Below are 14,481 nucleotides of genomic sequence, written 5' to 3'. Positions count from 1 at the left end.
GCCAGCTACTCGGCCACCTGTCTTCAACCGTCATGCCCTGCGCAGCACGCCCACCGAGTGGACGGTGGTGCGCATCGCGGTGCGCACCGGATGGACTCGGTGTGCACCGGGTGCGGAGTGCACCGCGTACGCGAGCACCAGGTGCTCATCGCGCATTGCCTCCAGGGTGTCGGCGGTGTCCGGGTGCTCGGGGTCCGGGATCACGTTCACCGTGAACCGGATGATGTTGCGGGCGATGCCCGGCGCCGCCGTGACGGGGGAGTCCCGCGCCCAGTCCCGTAGCGCGGACAGCAGCGCGCACCCGACCTCGTCCAGCGCGGAGGAGTCCGCGGACAGCTCTGCCTCCCCGTCCACGGCCGTGGCGGACCCGACGATGTCCTCGGCAAGCCGCAGTAGGACGAACGCCAGCTCCGGTTCTGCTTCCGCCCGCCCGTCGACAGCACCGCCGCCACCCGTCTGCAGCGCCAGGAGGTAGTCGAAGCCGAGCTCCACCTGCTCGGGCGTCAGCGGGGTCCGAGGCGGGATCAGGTCCGGCATGGAGGTCTCCTCAGACGGGTGGCGCCGCGTTGATCGGGACGACTCCCCGCAGCCTCGGGCGATCACCCTGTGGACAGAGACCAGAGATCTCTCCCTGCCCGTCCGGGGTGGTCGGCCCGACCACGAACGCGACCGCACCCCCTTGTCGACCTCTGCTACCGCCCCGACCACGGCCGCGTTCCCCCCCCCCGGACAGGGTTCGCTACCGGCCACGGTCAGACCGCGGACTAGGGGGTCGGCTGCACGCTGCTCCTTCACCCCGACCTCCTCGGCCGGGGCGGCGAAGGAGGCGAGACGATGACGAACACCCACCCGAGGACCGGGCGGCGGCACCGCTCGGACTGCTCCTACCGGAAGGCCGGCCCGTGGCGCGCAGGCCCAAGAGGGCTCCCCTGGGTGCCCACTTCAAAGGGCCCTCGGGAACCCCCTTTGGTGCCCGGCACTCCGAGGCATGGAAAAACACCAGGTCAGAGCAGTAATCGGTGCGGGTTTCGCACCGTCACACTCCTCTTATCTCCTCTTGCTGTCTGTAGTGGAGGAGATCATCGGGTCCGGGGGCCGGACGCACTCCCAGGCCGGGCGCGGCCAGCGGCAGCAGCCGCGGCGGTCGGCCGGCGGCGGGCGGTCGCGAGCAACGAGGGAGAGGGAGCAGGGCTGATGGCGGAGAAGCGGATCACCAACTCGGCCGGGTCGACGAACAGCTCCCGCGGTGATGTGCTGCGCGTGCTCGGGGAGCTGAAGGTTGCCACGACCGATCAGATCCAGCGGATCGGCGCCCCGCACCTGAGCTTCCGGCACGCGGACAAGCAACCGCCGTCGAAGGAGAAGCAGGCCCGCACCGCCGCACACACCGGCGCGCTGTCCGACCTGCGCGCGCACGGTCTCTCCGAGAACGGCGGCTCCACCCAGACGGGGGAGTCGCTGTGGAATCTGACCCTCAAGGGCCTGGAAGCCGCCTCTCACGAGCTGCGGCGCCCCATGACGGACTTGAAAGCACCACCGCGCGCGGCGCGGGCTCCAGCGGCGCCTCCCACCCGATGGCCGTCAACGAGACCGTGATCGCACTGCTGCGATCGAAGCCGGACATGGCCAAGCTCACCGACGACCTGCCGCACGTGCGGGCCGCCGTCGACGCACCGGACGGGATCGGCACGATCGCCTCGTACTTCACCGAGATTCCGCTGCCCGCGACCGGGACGTGGAACACACCCGGCAGGGGCGGCGCCCAGGCCGACCTCGTCCTCACCGCCCCGCAGGGCCAGGTGCCGCTGCTGTTCATCGAGATCGACAAATTGCCACGAGGGCGCTGAGGAACTCGCCGACAAGATGGGGAAGTACGCCCGGTTCCTCCGGCGGAAGATGAAGGACATCGACGGCAAGGAGCGCCCGATGTGGCGCACCCGCTGGACGGCCCCGGCCGCCTCGTCCGGCGACAAGGCGCACCCGCCCGTGCTGCTGGTTTTCAACCGCATCGGCGACCGCAAACCCAACAACACGGTCCCGCGCCTGATCGACCTCACCCGTCGCCTGTGGGCGTGCCAGCGGCAGCATGGTGGCCACCACCACTACGACGGCAAGATCTCGATCATCGCGACGGGGCTGCGTAACCTCCGCGAACACGGCCCGGCCGGCCCGGGCGGCCGAGGAGCAGGCGGCGAGGAAGTCAGCCGAGCGTGAGGCCCGGCGTCCCGTCTGAGCCGTCTGCGGGGCGAAGTTCACCGACGAACGGTGGGCAGCAGCCCAGGTGACGGGCTGGGACAACCACCCGGAGCTCTGCGACGACTGCAAGCACCAAGGCGTCCACGAGCGCCCGGATCAGGACCAGGCTGCGGAAGTGCGCGTGCATAAGGCGGGCGGCTGGCTCTCGCGCCGCCGCGTCTGACTCCGGGGTGTCCTTTTCCTAGACTGCGCGGGTCTGCCCAGGCGACCCTGGGCAGACCCGCGTTGCCATCGCGGCCAGGACGCCGGGACGTATGGATGATGTCGCCGTGGTCGGGGCAACCATGAGGCTGACCACGGGGAACAAAGTCGCCATCGCCTCCAACGAGTCGTTTGGCGGGTGGACGAAGACCTCCACCGATCCCCGTCTCTGCGCGGCCATCGTCGATCGCCTCACCTTCAAAGGCACCATCCTCGAGACAGGTGCCGACTCCTACCGGCTCGTCAGCACCCGAGCCAAGGCAGAACAGGCTGCCACGACCTGAGCCGGGGACTGGCGCGGTCGCCGACGCTCCGCTGCCAGTCCCCGGATCGGCTCATCCGGCCATGCCGTGAGGAACGGCCAGGTCCCCCCGGGCGAAGAGTTGAGTCAGAGTCAGCGGATCGTCCTTGGAGCAGGCATCGGCGACCTCGTCGATGAGCTGGTCGTAGTCGGGACCCGTCTTGCCCTGATATGCATCAGTCATACGGCCCCATTCATCCCAGTTCAGCATTTCCTGTTTGCAGAGCGCCGCGAGGTCGCGGACGGCGTTGCCGCTGATCTCGGCAGGTCCCCAGGCGAAGTCGACACCGGCCACCCCGAACTTCTGGCCGTCGACCAAACCTTGGCGGTATTGAACCCACGCCTCGCCGCCGGTCAGGAACTCGCCCACAGCGAGATCCTCGGGATGCTCGACATATGTCTTGCCGAGGTGTTCGGTGTCGACGCGCACCCAGCGTTGCTGATCAACGTTCCAGTACTCGGTGATCCAGTGGTCGACGCCGCAGTTCTCCAGGAAGTAGGTCCCAAAGCCGCACCGGGCCCGCGAGGGGATGCCCCTCGCTCGCAGGAATGCGCAGGCGATGGTGGCGAAGTGCCGGCAGGTGCCGATCACCCGTGTCTCGGGGGTGCGAGCCTGGTGCAGCGGAGACGGATCGAGGGCCATCAGGGCGGCGATCAGCTCGCTGACCGGCCGGATGTTCTTCTCTGCGAGCCGTGCCTCCGGAACCCCTACCGCGGTGGCGTCCGCAGGCTGAATGACCAGGCCCTGCGCGGCGGCACAGATACCAACGGGGTCATCCGGCAGGCTCTCGATGAGCTGGAGCTGCGTCGCGTCCAGGCTCGTGAAGGGTCCGGGCTGGGAGTAGTTGAGCACGTCATCGGCCATAACCGGGGATGGTATGCGGCGGGTCTGACATCTGGCCCGTTGCAGCCCAGCCGATCCACGGCGTTGCTGAAACTCCCTGCCAGACGTTGCTGCTTCTCACCCACACCATCACGGACCCGAGCCGAAGAGCCCGACAAGGCCGGCTGTCTGCCGCTACCCACTCGACGGCCCGCCGCTCTCCGGGCGGCGGGCCCTCATGGCTGACGTCACTTCTCGGTTGTGGCACTCATTCCGTGTAGCGCATACGTTGAGTGACGGCTCACGCGTAGAGAACTGGTCCTCTCCGTCAGAACAGCGGGTCTTCGGCGTGTTCGCCTGTCCCGTTGCTCGCCCACCACACATTGTGATCCTTCATGCGGGTGCGAAGTTCACGGGCAGCGATGTCGTTCGTGTTTTCCAGAGTGCTGGTGTCGTGGCCCCAGGCGTTGAGCGCGTTGGCTTCGTTGATGTCTGGGGACGCGTATGTCGACGGTTTCCGGAGGCAGTTAGTGATCGACAGGCTCGGAGATGTCGAGGTGAAATGACGGCACCGCCGTGCCCGGGAAGATGGGACGGCCAGACGCCTCTCTTACTCGAAAAGGTTGCGGTTGGCCTGGCTCCAGGCGACTCGTTGGGCGAGACCGTCGAGGTAGCCGTCGGCGACCCAGCGGACTTGCGGCTGTAGTCCCCGCTCGGCGAGCCCGCGGACCTGCTCGATCGCGGCCTTCTGGACATTGATGACCGTGCCGACCAGGCCGTCAGCGGAGGTCAGGCCGTAGGCGTCGGCGAACAGCTCCAGACGGTGGCGTCGGGAGGGTGGTTCGGGATACCGCAGCCACTGGAGACACTCGGCGTCATCCCGGAACGGGGCCACGTACTCCAGCGCGTAGGCGACGTCGTGCAGCCGGTTCGCCGGCCGGGCGTAGTCCCAGTCCAGGATGCCGATGGGGTCCTCCCGCTGCCAGACGATGTTCCACGGGCCGAAGTCACCGTGACAGACCACCTCACCTTCGCCCGGCCCGCTCTCCCCGGTGCACCAGCTCAGTCCTTCAGACAAACGGAAGCCCGCGACCGCATCGTGATACTGGCGCAGAAGGCGGGCGAAGGAGACCAGGCCGACGTCGTCGACCACCTCGGCCCAGCCCTGGGGCCCTGATTCACCGTCCAGATACGTGAGGACCTCACGGCCCTCCTCATCGATCCCCCGCACCCGTGGCGAGTACGGGAAGCCGACGTCCTCAAGGTGCCGGAGCAGTTCGTGAACCGCCGGGGTCCACGCATGCACAGGCCGCCGGACCGTGTCGCCGACGCGCACCACTCTGCGATGAGGATCGTCCTGCAATACGCGTGTGTCAGTCACATTCGCATATTCCCTCTGCGTTTTCCTTGGCGGGTGTGCGCAGGGTGAGGATGGCGATGTCGTCGTCGTTCCTCTTGCCGACTGGCCGGGCGCGTTCCAGCAGGAGGTCGGTGAAGGCGGTTAGCGGCCGGTGGGCCAGAGACGCGGCGTGTTTGCGCAGCTGGTCCAGGCCGTCGTCGATCGGGCGGTCGCGGCTCTCGACGAGTCCGTCGGTGTAGAGGACGAGTGTGGCCTGGGGCGGCAGGGTGAGACGCGCCTCGCGGCGTACCGGCTCCAGACCGGTGCCCAACAGCAACCCGTGTCCGTCGGTGAGGTAGCGGGCCCGACCGTCATGGGTGATCAGCAGCGGTGGTGGATGGCCGGCGTTCGTCCAGGTAAGCCGCCAGGTTCCCTCGACGGTCCGCTCCATGTTCCCGAAGACAAGCGTCGCCATCGTTACGCCCGTGAGGTGGGTCATCGACCCGTCCAGCCGGTGCACGATCGCACTGGGGGGCTCGTGGCGGGTCCAAGCGTAGGCACGGAGCATGCTGCGAACCTGTGCCATTCCCGCGGCTGCGTCCAGATCGTGGCCGACCACGTCACCGATCGCCAGGGCTGTCGTGCCGTCGGCAACCGTGAAAGCGTCGTACCAGTCACCGCCGACCTGCGAGTCATCCGGCGCGGGCAGGTAACGGGCGGCCATCTGCAGGCCCGGCACCGAGGGCAACTGCGCCAGGAGGTGGCGCTGCATGGTCTCGGCGACCTTGCGCTGGCGCTGGTAGAGCCGGGCGTTGTCCAGAGCCAGTCCGGTGCGGCGAGTGAGGTCCTCCAGCAGCGACAGGTCTGCCGCAGTCAGAGGCTCGCGGTGCTCCGACCGCCCCAGAGTCAGCGCGCCGATCACGTCCCGCACGCCCCGTATGGGTGCGATCGCCGCTGAGCCCATGCCGGTCGCCTCGAAGAGCCGCTGCTGCTCGATGGCGATGCCGGAATCCGGCGGTCCCTGGTACGTCTGAGGCGTCACCAGCGTGGAGGCCGCGCCTCGCAGTGCCCGCGACAGCGGCATCGGGGACTCCTGCGGAACCGGTGGCATCGGCCCCTGCAACTCCTCCCGTGCGACCAACGCGCCGTCCTCACAGTGCACCACGATGGCGCGCTCGACCTCGTCGAGCTCGGTGATCAGGTCGACCACCGCCCAGTCCGCGATCCTGGGAACCACCAGACGCACCAGCCTGCGCAGAGCCTCCTCGCTGTCGAGAGTCGACGTCAGTTGCGTGGTCGTCTCGGCCAGCAGCGCCAGCCGCTCCAGCTCCGGCAGCGCTGAGCCGGTCGCGGTCGGCAAATCGGTACGGTCCGACCCGCGGTCCGGATCGGTGAAGATCACCATCGTGTCCGCATGGTCACTCGTGGGGTCACACGGCGCGACGAGCCAGGACAGCTCGACCAGCGACCCGTCGCCCCGCTCGAACCAGCCGACGCCGACCTTCGCGCGGCGGGCCAGGAACGCCTCGGTCATCCGGCACTGGGCCTTAGCCAGCGGCTGACCGTGCCGGTCGCGGTGCAGCATTTCATGGGCATCCCGGCCGACGAGACCGGCGGCGTCCCTGCCCAACAGGCGCTGCGCATGCGCGTTCGCCGAGGTTATTGTCCCGCGCTCGTCGACCACGCACACCGCTGCTCCGAGCCTGTCGGGCAGCCCCGCCGGGGCCGACACCACTGCGGGCACCCTGTCGGCCTCGGACATGGACATGATCACCGCGTTTCTGGAGGCTGCTGGGGCGCCCCTTACCCAGCGTTCGCCTCTGAGAGGAGCCATGCGACCGGGTCTCCGAAAATCACGCTCCGAAACCACCATGATCCGTCGAATCTCAGATCGTCGCATCCCCGACGGCTTGTCGGGCGGGTTTCATTACAAATGGGTACGGCACATCGTCGCCCTGCTCAAGTCCATCGAATTCATCCTCGACATCATCAGCAGCGCCTGACCGTCTCCTGCGGCTGGGGCCGTGTCGTCATGCTCCTGGTCCCCTCGTACAGGGCGGCCTCATCCCGGCGGCGCCGCGCTACGAGTCCAGGGCAGCAGCCACCCCCGACCACAGCTCTGACCACCAGGACCGGATTTGGTCACGATGCGACAACACCACTGTGGACAGCCCTGACCACGGGGCCGACAACCCCGCCGACAGCTGCATGTCCTCTTCCGGCACTGGCCCGCGTCTGCGCAGGTCACCCCCGTGGTCGCCCCTGTGGTCGGGGTGCCGGACATCCCCTCTGCTGCCCCTGCTCCCGTGCTCGACGAAGAAAAGGGAAAAGGGCGGGCGGGGCGCGCGGCGGGGATTCGGGCGGTGGGGTCCTTCTCGCGCGTCGGCCGGCCTCCGCGCTCCTGTCGCCACGGGGCAGCGGTGGCGGGCGCCGACCAGGCTCCGGCGGGCTGGACGTATCCGGCGTGACATAAAAATCGAACACGCGATCTAATCGAGGGATGAGTGACCGATCTTTCCCCGACGATCTCGTTCGTATCCAGCACGCGTGGACTGCCACCTATCAGGCGCTCGCCGTCTGCCGCCCGGCCGACAACACGGTGCTCCGGCGAAGGCTGCTGCGGCTCTCGGCCCGTCTGTTCTGGCACCCGCACCTGGCCTCTCGACCGGCGGCCCGCCCCGCCCTGCGCGCCACCGCGGACCGGGATACGGCAGGAAGGCGCGCGGCGGGATGAACGAGGTGCCGGCCGGGCGGCAGGTGCAGATCCTGCGCGTGATCCGGGGCTGGATCACGGAGCACGGCGAGGGGCCTTCGCTGCGGCAGATCGGGGAACTGGTCGGCTTGTCGAGCACCGCCTCCGTTGCGTACCAGCTCGGCCGTATGGAGGGGTTGGGGATGATCAGCCGCAGCGCCCGGCGTTGGCATTCCGTCCGGCTCGGAGGCTGATCAACGCCACCGGGGCCGGCCTCAGTAGCTGTTTCTGATCCCCGGTTCTGAGTAGCTTTGGGTCCTACTCTGGCGTGGTGTCCAAATCGTCTGGGCCGACTCCGCCTATGCCGGAAAGCTCGACCTGGGCAAAGAAGTACCTCAGCCTCACGATCAAGACAGTGAGCCGTCCCAAGGACGGCTCCGGGTTCATCGTGCTGCCCCGCTGCTGGGTCGTCGAACGGACATGGGCCTGGATGATGCACGCCCGCCGCCACGCACGCGACTGCGAACGCCTCGTCCAGCACTCCGAGACCCTGATCACCTGGGTGGGCGGCCATCACACTGATGACCCGCCGCCTCACCCGGCGGCGAAGCAGTCCCGTGAAACCGTCCGCGACACCGCCCCCACTCATGCAAGAAGCTTGAGCGCGTCAGCGCGGAAGGACATCGGGGGCGGCAATTCCTCTGCGGACTGCCCTCGCCGTTTCGTCGAGCAGGCGGCGCTCGTGCACCTGCCAGTCCGCCTCGATGCGGAACGGATCTCCCTTGTAGCGGGGGAACACATGCAGATGGATGTGAAAGACCTCCTGGAAGGCCGCCTCGCCGTCAGCCAGGAAGAGATTGACCCCCTCGCACCGCAGGCCGGATTGGCGCAATGCGCGTCCGAGCCGGTGCGCCATCGCCCAGACCCGCATACCGATGTCGTCCTGAAGATCTTCCAGCCCTTCCGCATGTGACTTCGGAATGACAAGCAGGTGCCCGGGGGTCACGGGTTGGAGGTCCATGAACGCGACGACCCACTCGTCCTCGAACACGATGCTCGCTGCCGCCTCACCTCGTGCGATGGCGCAGAAGACACATTTCCCGCCCAGCAACCTGACCCCCAACTCGAAGACACCTCGTGCGGCCCACGACACCAGGTGCGAGAGGGCACGCGCCAGTCAATTCCGCAACGCTGGGTGCTCTCGAAGGACACCCCTTTTCGATCAAGGGATCGCAAACAGGTACTGAGCACAGCCCGCTCGTATGCCTGGAGAGCGGTCGGCTCGGCCCCGAGCTGGTAACCGTCGGCTCTCGTCCAGATCAGCGGCGGCCAGCCGTTCTCCGCGATGATGTCGCGCAGGAAGGCCAGACCAATCCTGACCTGGCTGTCGGACAGTCCGGAAGTGCGGGTCAACTGGTGGAACAGCAACCCGGCGGGCCGGGCCTCGAACAGCACGAACCGCAGGGTGTCCGCATGCCTCCTGGCGGCGTCGCCCCGACGCCGTGAGGCGCAGGGCATGCCTACTCGCCCTTCGGCAGACGGGCCAGCTCGCCGTCCATGTCGACCCTTCCCGTATCGACCGCGGTCTCGATCAAGTCCAGTGTCGACCGGACCTTCGCGGCGTTCTCGTGCACGATCGTGCGCTCTTCTCACCGGGCGTGCGATCACGCAGGCCCGGAACCGCCCGGCCAACTGCGGCCACGAACGAGTGACAGGCAGTGACCAGATCCAGAAACTCCACCGTCCGGTCGATATGACGGACCGCCGGAGCGACCGGACTGATGTCCTCGAAGTGATCGCGGGCTTGCCGGGACCGCTCGACCTGGGCATGGTTGGCCTGGAGACGGGCGGTGTCGTCGCTCATCGCCTTGAACGCGACGGCCGGCCTGCGCAGCAGACTGGTCGCCGCACTCGCCGCGACCGTCTCGTCGCGGGTGAACTCCTCCACCACCCGAACCTTGTTCTCCGGGGAGACTTTGGCCGCTACCTGCGGACGCTTGAGGAATTCGGTGGTCACCGACGCGGTGACCTCCTCATCCCGGGCCAGATGGTGGATCGCGGTGATCTTCTCCTGCGGTGTCTCCGGGTTGTCGACCGTCCAGCCCACCCGCCGCTCCCGCCGCTCCCACCGACGTGGCGATCCCTCGATCGGCGTCGACAGTTCCCTGATGGAGCTCGGCCTCAACGCGGACGCGAACCGTCGAGGTCCCGCCGGCCGAGAAGGGCATGACCGCGGGCTGGCACACCGGCGGTGCGGTGCCCGGCGAGACCGGTGCCGCAGTCATCATCGGCCACAACATCACCCGTTTCGGCAAGGCCGTCTTCCACGATCTCAAGGAGATCACCAAGGGCGCGGCCATCACGATCGGCAGACGAGGGGAAGAGCCGGTCCGCTTCACCGTCACGGGCATGGAGAGCGTCGGCAAGGGGTCCTTTCCCACCGAGAAGGTCTACGGCCGGACCGAGGACCGGGCACTGAGACTGATCACCTGCGACGGCGAGTTCGACGCGGAGGAGCACCCGGTGAACAATCTCATCGTGTACGCGACTTCGGACTGAACCGCGTCATCTCGCCCACGGGACAGGGGACTTGGGCATGGCAGCGCACGGCGGCGGTGGCAGCGGCCCCGTACCGGCGGGACTTCCGCCCGGCTGTGTCCTCAGGCCGTATCGCGGCCGGGAGGACCACGGCGCGATGGCCGCCGTACGGCTGGGCTGTGCGGAGCGGGATCGCCTCGACGTCCGCTCGATCGTGGAAGGAGTCCCGACAGCGGCCGAGATCGGCGAAGACTGCGCCGAGTTGGACGACCCGACCGGGAACCAGGTCCTCGTCGATCACCCCGACGGCCCCGTCGGCTACGCGACCGTCCGGTGGTGGCAGGAGCGGGACGGGACACGACTGTATCTGCACCGCGGCTATCTGCTGCCCGCGCACCGGGGCCGGGGCATCGGCTCGGCCATGCTCGACTGGGCCGAAGGCCGGATCCGCCTGCTCGTACGGCGGCACGGGACCGCGCGGTCGGCGGTGTTCGGCGCGAACGCCATGGCTTCGGAAGAGGACGCGACGAGGCTGCTGCTCGACAGCGGATACCAACGGGTTTTCAGTCTTGTGGAGTTGGAACTGGCCGATCTCCGACTGCTGCCCCCCGGCGAGCCGTTGCCGGCGGGTATCCGGGTTGGTGCCGTCGAGCCGGACCTCTACCGCGCCGCCTGGCGGACGGTCGTGGACTCGTACGCGGACGCCGCCTTCACCAAGGACTGGACGTTCGACAGGTGCCTCGCGACGGCCGCCCCGGCCTGCTGGCGGGCCGCCTGGGACGGTGAGGAGATGGTGGGCGTCGCGCTGTGCTCGGTCCGTCATCGGGACGGCGCCCTCGGCGAAGTCGAGGAGTTGAGCGTTCGCGCGGAGTCGAGGCGACGGGGAGTGGGCCGCGCCCTGCTGCTCGACGGGCTGCGATGCCTGCGCGGGCACGGCGCGCGGACCGCCCGTCTGTACACCGGCACCGCCAACGCGTACCGCTCCTACGATCTCTACGAGAGCGTGGGGTTCCGGCGCCGGAACGAGTATGTGCGCTACCGGAAGCCGGTCCACATCTGAGCTTGTCCTACCTTCCAAGCGTGGGTCTGAGACGGTCCTTCGTAAGATCGTCGGACCCGGGGGTTCTGGGTATGGCTGTGAGCTTGTCGCCGTTGGATGGCTCAAAGAACTTGGCCGCCTGGAGCCTCGCGACGACTCGACCGCTAATTGGGATACGCGACTTGATCGCTGTGTAGGACAACGTCGGCGAGGTCGTCTGCTGGGCTTCTGTGTGACGACGAGCTGGCGGAGGTGACCGTGCCCGAGATCTGGGCCGGAGTGGACATCGGCAGGGAACACCACCACTGCGTGGTCATCGACGCGCAGGGCGAACGCCTGCTGTCGCGACGATTCCTGAACGACGAGCCGCACTGCTGGAGCTGATCGGCGATGTCCTCGCTCTGTCCCAGGACTCGTTGTGGGCAGTGGACATCAACCACGGCGGGGCCGCCCTGCTCATTGGTCTGCTGCTCAGCCACGACCAGCCGATGGTCTACCTCACCGGCCTTGCCGTTCACCAGGCGTCAGCGGCCTACCGAGGCCAGGGCAAGACGGACGCGAAGGACGCCTTCGTCATCGCCGACCAGGCCCGCATACGGAAGGACCTCGGCGTGCTGCGGCCCGGCGACGAGATAGCCGTCGACCTCAAGATCCTGGTCAGGCACCGCACCGACCTGGTCAACGACCGCACTCAGCAGGTCAACCGGCGTCGAGGGCAACTCCTGGAGATCTTCCCGGCATTGGAGCGTTCGTTGAGCCTGACGAACAAGGGACCGCTTCTGCTGACGGGTTACCAGACGCCGCCGCGATCCGGCGCAGCGGCGCCAGGCGTATCGAGGCATGGCTGAAGAACCGCAAGGTCAAGGGTGCTGCCGACCTTGCTCAGGCCGCTGTGGACGCGGTGATGTCAGAAGCAGGGCCGCCTCGACACACTTGCAGTCAGGCTTGTAGTGTGACTGCAAGCCGAGAGAAAGAAGGGCCATGTCCAAAGAACAGCGCAGTCTCGAGATCGCGATGCTGGTGTGCCCCAAGTACGCGCCGGTCGACGTCATCGGGTTCCACGCGGCCATGGGCAGCATGCCCGGGGTGAATCTCCACCTCGTCTGGAAAGACTTGGAGGAGTTCTCGGGTTACGCCGGGTTCCCCACGCGCGCGACCACCACCTTCGCGGACTGCCCCGCCGACCTGGACGTCTTGTTGATCGGGGCAACGCCGCCCGAGCTCATGGAGGACCCCGACACGGTCGCGTTCCTCGCCGACCGGGGCACCCGTGCGAAATGGGTCGCCGGCGTGTGCGAAGGCAGCCTGGTTCTGGGTGCAGCCGGCCTGCTTCGCGGATACCGGGCCACGACCAACTACCACTTCTACGGCCTGCTGGATCAGTTCGGTGCGACGGTGGTCGAGACCAACAAAGTCGTGGAGGACCGGAACCGCATCACCGCGGGCCCGGCGACCGGGTGCTTTGAGATCGCACAGCGGCTGATCCAGCACTTCTTCGGCACCGACGCCGCGCGCCGGATGGAGCTGAATGCCGAATACGATCCGCACCCTCTGTTCGGAGTGGGCACCCCCGAGCTCGCCGGCCCGGAGCTCACCCGGGACGCGCTCGCAGAAACGCATGAGTGGACAGGGACCGTCTCCCCGATCGCACGGCGGGCCGCGGACCGGCTGGGGATCTCCGCCCCGGCGTGATCCCCTGAGTCTGGGAGACTGTGCCGGAAGCATCCGACACAGGGAGAGTCCCAGATGAACGGCGAGGTACCGGAGAGTGCACTGTCGACCGTCATGCTGCTGATCACGGGCGGCCGTCGGCTGCAGGAGAGGCTGGACGAGCGGCTCGCCAGCCTCGGGCTGTCGCTGCGCCTCCTCGGGGCACTCGGCCACGTCGCCCGCGACAGCGAACTGTCCTACAGCGACCTGGCCCGCCGGGCCGGCGTCACGAGCCAGAGCATGCGCGCCACCGTCCTCCTGCTCGAGGAACTGGGGGCGGTGCGCCGCACACTGCCCGGACAGGGGCACCGGGCACGTCTCGAACTGACCGATCACGGCAGCTCGCTGCTCTCCGACGCCCGCACCGTCGCCGCCGAGCTGGACGCCGAGGTCCTGGCGGGCCTCACGGCGGAGAGCAGGCGAGCCCTGAACCATGCCCTCCTCCACGCCCTGGGGCCGGTCGGCGCCGGATCGTCCCGGACTGCTCCCGGCCCCCGGGGCTGAGTGGCGACCACACCTGACGCTGAGGTGGCCTCCGTCTGATCATGTGCTCCGACCAAGGGTTACGTGACCACGACGAAGGCCGTGAGGCGAGTTTGCTGCCTGAAGTTGTTCCGGGGGAAGCGTTCGTGGAAGCGTCGCGCTTCCGGGGCGACCTGTTCGATTGCCTGACCGCGCTGGGACGAACTGTTCGAGCTCGTGGACGCGTTGCTGTGCGCGGACGGTCCGGTGATCTCGGCGGTGACCTCACGCTGGTGGCCGAGCACCGGCGCGGGCCCGGCCCGAGCAGCACCGGCACCACGAGCGAAGCCACCTTGCCCTCGCCCGGCTGCATCCGCAGCGCCCGGCCCACGGCCTGGACCAGGCCCGGCATCGCCCCGCGCTCATCCGCCCAGAACACGGAGTCACATTCCCGGGTATCTACACCTTCGCCGAGCACCTTCACCGAGCCCAGGAAGCACTTCTCTACGACCGTGCCGTCGGTGTCGATCCCAGCCGCGAACTCCCCCGAGGACACGGCGCAGGTGGCCCGGCTTGTGCTCGTCGCACAGCCAGTTGGCCAGATCGTGCGCGGGTACAGCTCAGCGTCGGCGGCGTGCAGCTGCGCGGCAACATCGGGAAGGCCGGCCGCGAACGCCTCGGTCTCCTTCACGAGAGGGTGGAAGACGAGGGTGCGTCGGAGGGTCTCCTCTGACGAAGCCTTCACCAGGGCGGTCTGCAGAGCGGCGAGCCGCGCTCCGCGGACCTCTGCCTGATGGACGTCGTGTGATGTGCATTGGATGTGCGTCATGGGTTTTCACTGGTGTTGGGCTGGGGTGATGCCGGTGCCGGGGTGTCGTTTTGCCAGTCTCGGTGGGTGGGGGCTTGTCGCTCCTGTGTGTGGGTGATGGAACGGCTTCGGATCTATGGGGCGTCTCCTGGACAGCGGAGTGACCTGGCTGGAAGTGCTGCGCCCCCATCGGACCAAGCCCATAGACGCACTGCTCATCGAGCCGACGCCTCGCACGTAACCGGAAACGCCCACCCGTGCTCTCGGTGTCGAGCCCGGTGACCGGGTCCCGGCCGCCACCGCCCGCGAGAG

The 14,481-nt window shown here is 68.1% G+C and carries 14 protein-coding genes and 8 pseudogenes; 14 read left to right on the top strand and 8 right to left on the bottom strand.

Annotated features, from left to right (window positions below):
* Positions 1–30: 30 nt before the first annotated feature.
* Positions 31–537, bottom strand: a complete 507-nt coding sequence (locus GXP76_RS01405) for a hypothetical protein (RefSeq protein ID WP_242569527.1) — start codon at positions 535–537, stop codon at positions 31–33.
* Positions 538–1,194: 657 nt separating this feature from the next.
* On the opposite strand from GXP76_RS01405, the gene GXP76_RS01400 reads away from it, so the two are divergent.
* The 4 genes and pseudogenes from GXP76_RS01400 to GXP76_RS01385 all read left to right on the top strand — a co-directional run.
* Entirely contained in the window at positions 1,195–1,596 is a 402-nt protein-coding gene (locus tag GXP76_RS01400; protein WP_242569526.1) for a hypothetical protein, read from the top strand.
* The gene (locus GXP76_RS01395) at positions 1,575–1,847 is read left to right on the top strand and encodes a hypothetical protein (RefSeq protein ID WP_242569525.1); all 273 of its coding nucleotides are present in this window, start codon (positions 1,575–1,577) and stop codon (positions 1,845–1,847) included. Before GXP76_RS01400 ends, GXP76_RS01395 begins: the two co-directional genes overlap by 22 nt.
* Before the next feature lie 49 nt (positions 1,848–1,896).
* Positions 1,897–2,214 (top strand): hypothetical protein, encoded by a 318-nt coding sequence (locus GXP76_RS01390; RefSeq protein WP_242569524.1) that lies wholly within the window; start codon positions 1,897–1,899, stop codon positions 2,212–2,214.
* Positions 2,215–2,558: 344 nt separating this feature from the next.
* Positions 2,559–2,741, top strand: a pseudogene (locus GXP76_RS01385) (ATP-binding protein); the annotation flags it as partial.
* A gap of 51 nt (positions 2,742–2,792) precedes the next feature.
* Here the strand turns inward: GXP76_RS01385 and GXP76_RS01380 are convergent.
* The 3 genes from GXP76_RS01380 to GXP76_RS01370 all read right to left on the bottom strand — a co-directional run bounded on the left by GXP76_RS01380 (position 2,793) and on the right by GXP76_RS01370 (position 6,682).
* Positions 2,793–3,623: a transglutaminase-like domain-containing protein gene (locus GXP76_RS01380; protein ID WP_242569523.1), complete on the bottom strand. Its 831-nt coding sequence runs from the start codon at positions 3,621–3,623 to the stop codon at positions 2,793–2,795.
* A 568-nt stretch (positions 3,624–4,191) separates the two neighbouring features.
* Positions 4,192–4,962, bottom strand: coding sequence for an aminoglycoside phosphotransferase family protein (locus tag GXP76_RS01375; RefSeq protein ID WP_242569522.1), 771 nt, complete (start codon positions 4,960–4,962; stop codon positions 4,192–4,194).
* Complete coding sequence (locus tag GXP76_RS01370; protein ID WP_242569521.1) at positions 4,955–6,682, bottom strand: SpoIIE family protein phosphatase; 1,728 nt, start codon at positions 6,680–6,682, stop codon at positions 4,955–4,957. Before GXP76_RS01370 ends, GXP76_RS01375 begins: the two co-directional genes overlap by 8 nt.
* Between GXP76_RS01370 and GXP76_RS01365 the strand changes: the two genes are divergently transcribed.
* From GXP76_RS01365 to GXP76_RS01350, 4 genes and pseudogenes are all read left to right on the top strand, one after another.
* Positions 6,681–6,923, top strand: a complete 243-nt coding sequence (locus tag GXP76_RS01365; RefSeq protein ID WP_242569520.1) for a hypothetical protein — start codon at positions 6,681–6,683, stop codon at positions 6,921–6,923. The genes GXP76_RS01370 and GXP76_RS01365 overlap by 2 nt on opposite strands.
* Before the next feature lie 497 nt (positions 6,924–7,420).
* A complete protein-coding gene (locus tag GXP76_RS01360) occupies positions 7,421–7,654 on the top strand; it encodes a hypothetical protein (RefSeq protein ID WP_242569519.1) in 234 nt (77 codons plus the stop codon).
* Positions 7,651–7,866 carry a hypothetical protein gene (locus tag GXP76_RS01355; RefSeq protein WP_242569518.1) on the top strand — a complete coding sequence of 72 codons (216 nt, stop codon included), beginning with the start codon at positions 7,651–7,653 and terminating at the stop codon, positions 7,864–7,866. The genes GXP76_RS01360 and GXP76_RS01355 overlap by 4 nt, the downstream gene beginning before the upstream one ends.
* A 79-nt stretch (positions 7,867–7,945) precedes the next feature.
* A pseudogene (locus tag GXP76_RS01350) lies at positions 7,946–8,247 on the top strand (IS5/IS1182 family transposase); the annotation flags it as partial.
* 32 nt (positions 8,248–8,279) lie between these two features.
* Here GXP76_RS01350 and GXP76_RS01345 read toward each other — a convergent pair.
* From GXP76_RS01345 to GXP76_RS01335, 3 genes and pseudogenes are all read right to left on the bottom strand, one after another.
* Positions 8,280–8,663, bottom strand: a complete 384-nt coding sequence (locus GXP76_RS01345) for an HIT family protein (protein WP_242569517.1) — start codon at positions 8,661–8,663, stop codon at positions 8,280–8,282.
* A 167-nt stretch (positions 8,664–8,830) separates the two neighbouring features.
* Positions 8,831–9,130 (bottom strand): annotated as a pseudogene (locus tag GXP76_RS01340) (RacP protein); the annotation flags it as partial.
* Positions 9,131–9,132: 2 nt separating this feature from the next.
* Positions 9,133–9,719: pseudogene (locus tag GXP76_RS01335) on the bottom strand (DUF6192 family protein).
* On the opposite strand from GXP76_RS01335, the pseudogene GXP76_RS01330 reads away from it, so the two are divergent.
* The 6 genes and pseudogenes from GXP76_RS01330 to GXP76_RS35785 form a co-directional block, all read left to right on the top strand.
* Positions 9,689–10,171, top strand: a pseudogene (locus GXP76_RS01330) (sortase domain-bontaining protein). The pseudogenes GXP76_RS01335 and GXP76_RS01330 overlap by 31 nt on opposite strands.
* 37 nt (positions 10,172–10,208) lie before the next feature.
* Entirely contained in the window at positions 10,209–11,210 is a 1,002-nt protein-coding gene (locus GXP76_RS01325) for a GNAT family N-acetyltransferase (RefSeq protein WP_242569516.1), read from the top strand.
* Between the two features lie 237 nt (positions 11,211–11,447).
* A pseudogene (locus GXP76_RS01320) lies at positions 11,448–12,090 on the top strand (IS110 family transposase); the annotation flags it as partial.
* 80 nt (positions 12,091–12,170) lie between these two features.
* Positions 12,171–12,881, top strand: a complete 711-nt coding sequence (locus GXP76_RS01315) for a DJ-1/PfpI family protein (RefSeq protein WP_242569515.1) — start codon at positions 12,171–12,173, stop codon at positions 12,879–12,881.
* Between the two features lie 54 nt (positions 12,882–12,935).
* A complete protein-coding gene (locus GXP76_RS01310; RefSeq protein ID WP_242569514.1) occupies positions 12,936–13,403 on the top strand; it encodes a MarR family winged helix-turn-helix transcriptional regulator in 468 nt (155 codons plus the stop codon).
* A gap of 41 nt (positions 13,404–13,444) precedes the next feature.
* Positions 13,445–13,681 (top strand): annotated as a pseudogene (locus GXP76_RS35785) (hypothetical protein); the annotation flags it as partial.
* On the opposite strand, the pseudogene GXP76_RS01305 reads toward GXP76_RS35785, so the two are convergent.
* Positions 13,675–14,106 (bottom strand): annotated as a pseudogene (locus GXP76_RS01305) (helicase); the annotation flags it as partial. The pseudogenes GXP76_RS35785 and GXP76_RS01305 overlap by 7 nt on opposite strands.
* Positions 14,107–14,481: the final 375 nt, after the last annotated feature.

Origin of the sequence: Streptomyces sp. NP-1717 (genome assembly GCF_022695985.1) — a bacterium.
GTDB lineage: Bacteria > Actinomycetota > Actinomycetes > Streptomycetales > Streptomycetaceae > Streptomyces.
The sequence above is the reverse complement of the archived record's forward strand: the minus strand, read 5'-3'. Positions and strand labels throughout refer to the sequence as shown.

What these genes read in the sequence shown, in the direction of transcription:
- GXP76_RS01395 (WP_242569525.1), top strand. Translation starts at nt 1,575, where the DNA reads ATGGCCGTCAACGAGACCGTGATCGCACTGCTGCGATCGAAGCCGGAC.
- GXP76_RS01400 (WP_242569526.1), top strand. Translation starts at nt 1,195, where the DNA reads ATGGCGGAGAAGCGGATCACCAACTCGGCCGGGTCGACGAACAGCTCC.
- GXP76_RS01390 (WP_242569524.1), top strand. Translation starts at nt 1,897, where the DNA reads ATGAAGGACATCGACGGCAAGGAGCGCCCGATGTGGCGCACCCGCTGG.
- GXP76_RS01365 (WP_242569520.1), top strand. Translation starts at nt 6,681, where the DNA reads ATGGACATGATCACCGCGTTTCTGGAGGCTGCTGGGGCGCCCCTTACC.
- GXP76_RS01370 (WP_242569521.1), bottom strand. Translation starts at nt 6,682, where the DNA reads ATGTCCGAGGCCGACAGGGTGCCCGCAGTGGTGTCGGCCCCGGCGGGG.
- GXP76_RS01380 (WP_242569523.1), bottom strand. Translation starts at nt 3,623, where the DNA reads ATGGCCGATGACGTGCTCAACTACTCCCAGCCCGGACCCTTCACGAGC.
- GXP76_RS01315 (WP_242569515.1), top strand. Translation starts at nt 12,171, where the DNA reads ATGTCCAAAGAACAGCGCAGTCTCGAGATCGCGATGCTGGTGTGCCCC.
- GXP76_RS01405 (WP_242569527.1), bottom strand. Translation starts at nt 537, where the DNA reads ATGCCGGACCTGATCCCGCCTCGGACCCCGCTGACGCCCGAGCAGGTG.
- GXP76_RS01310 (WP_242569514.1), top strand. Translation starts at nt 12,936, where the DNA reads ATGAACGGCGAGGTACCGGAGAGTGCACTGTCGACCGTCATGCTGCTG.
- GXP76_RS01360 (WP_242569519.1), top strand. Translation starts at nt 7,421, where the DNA reads ATGAGTGACCGATCTTTCCCCGACGATCTCGTTCGTATCCAGCACGCG.
- GXP76_RS01325 (WP_242569516.1), top strand. Translation starts at nt 10,209, where the DNA reads ATGGCAGCGCACGGCGGCGGTGGCAGCGGCCCCGTACCGGCGGGACTT.
- GXP76_RS01355 (WP_242569518.1), top strand. Translation starts at nt 7,651, where the DNA reads ATGAACGAGGTGCCGGCCGGGCGGCAGGTGCAGATCCTGCGCGTGATC.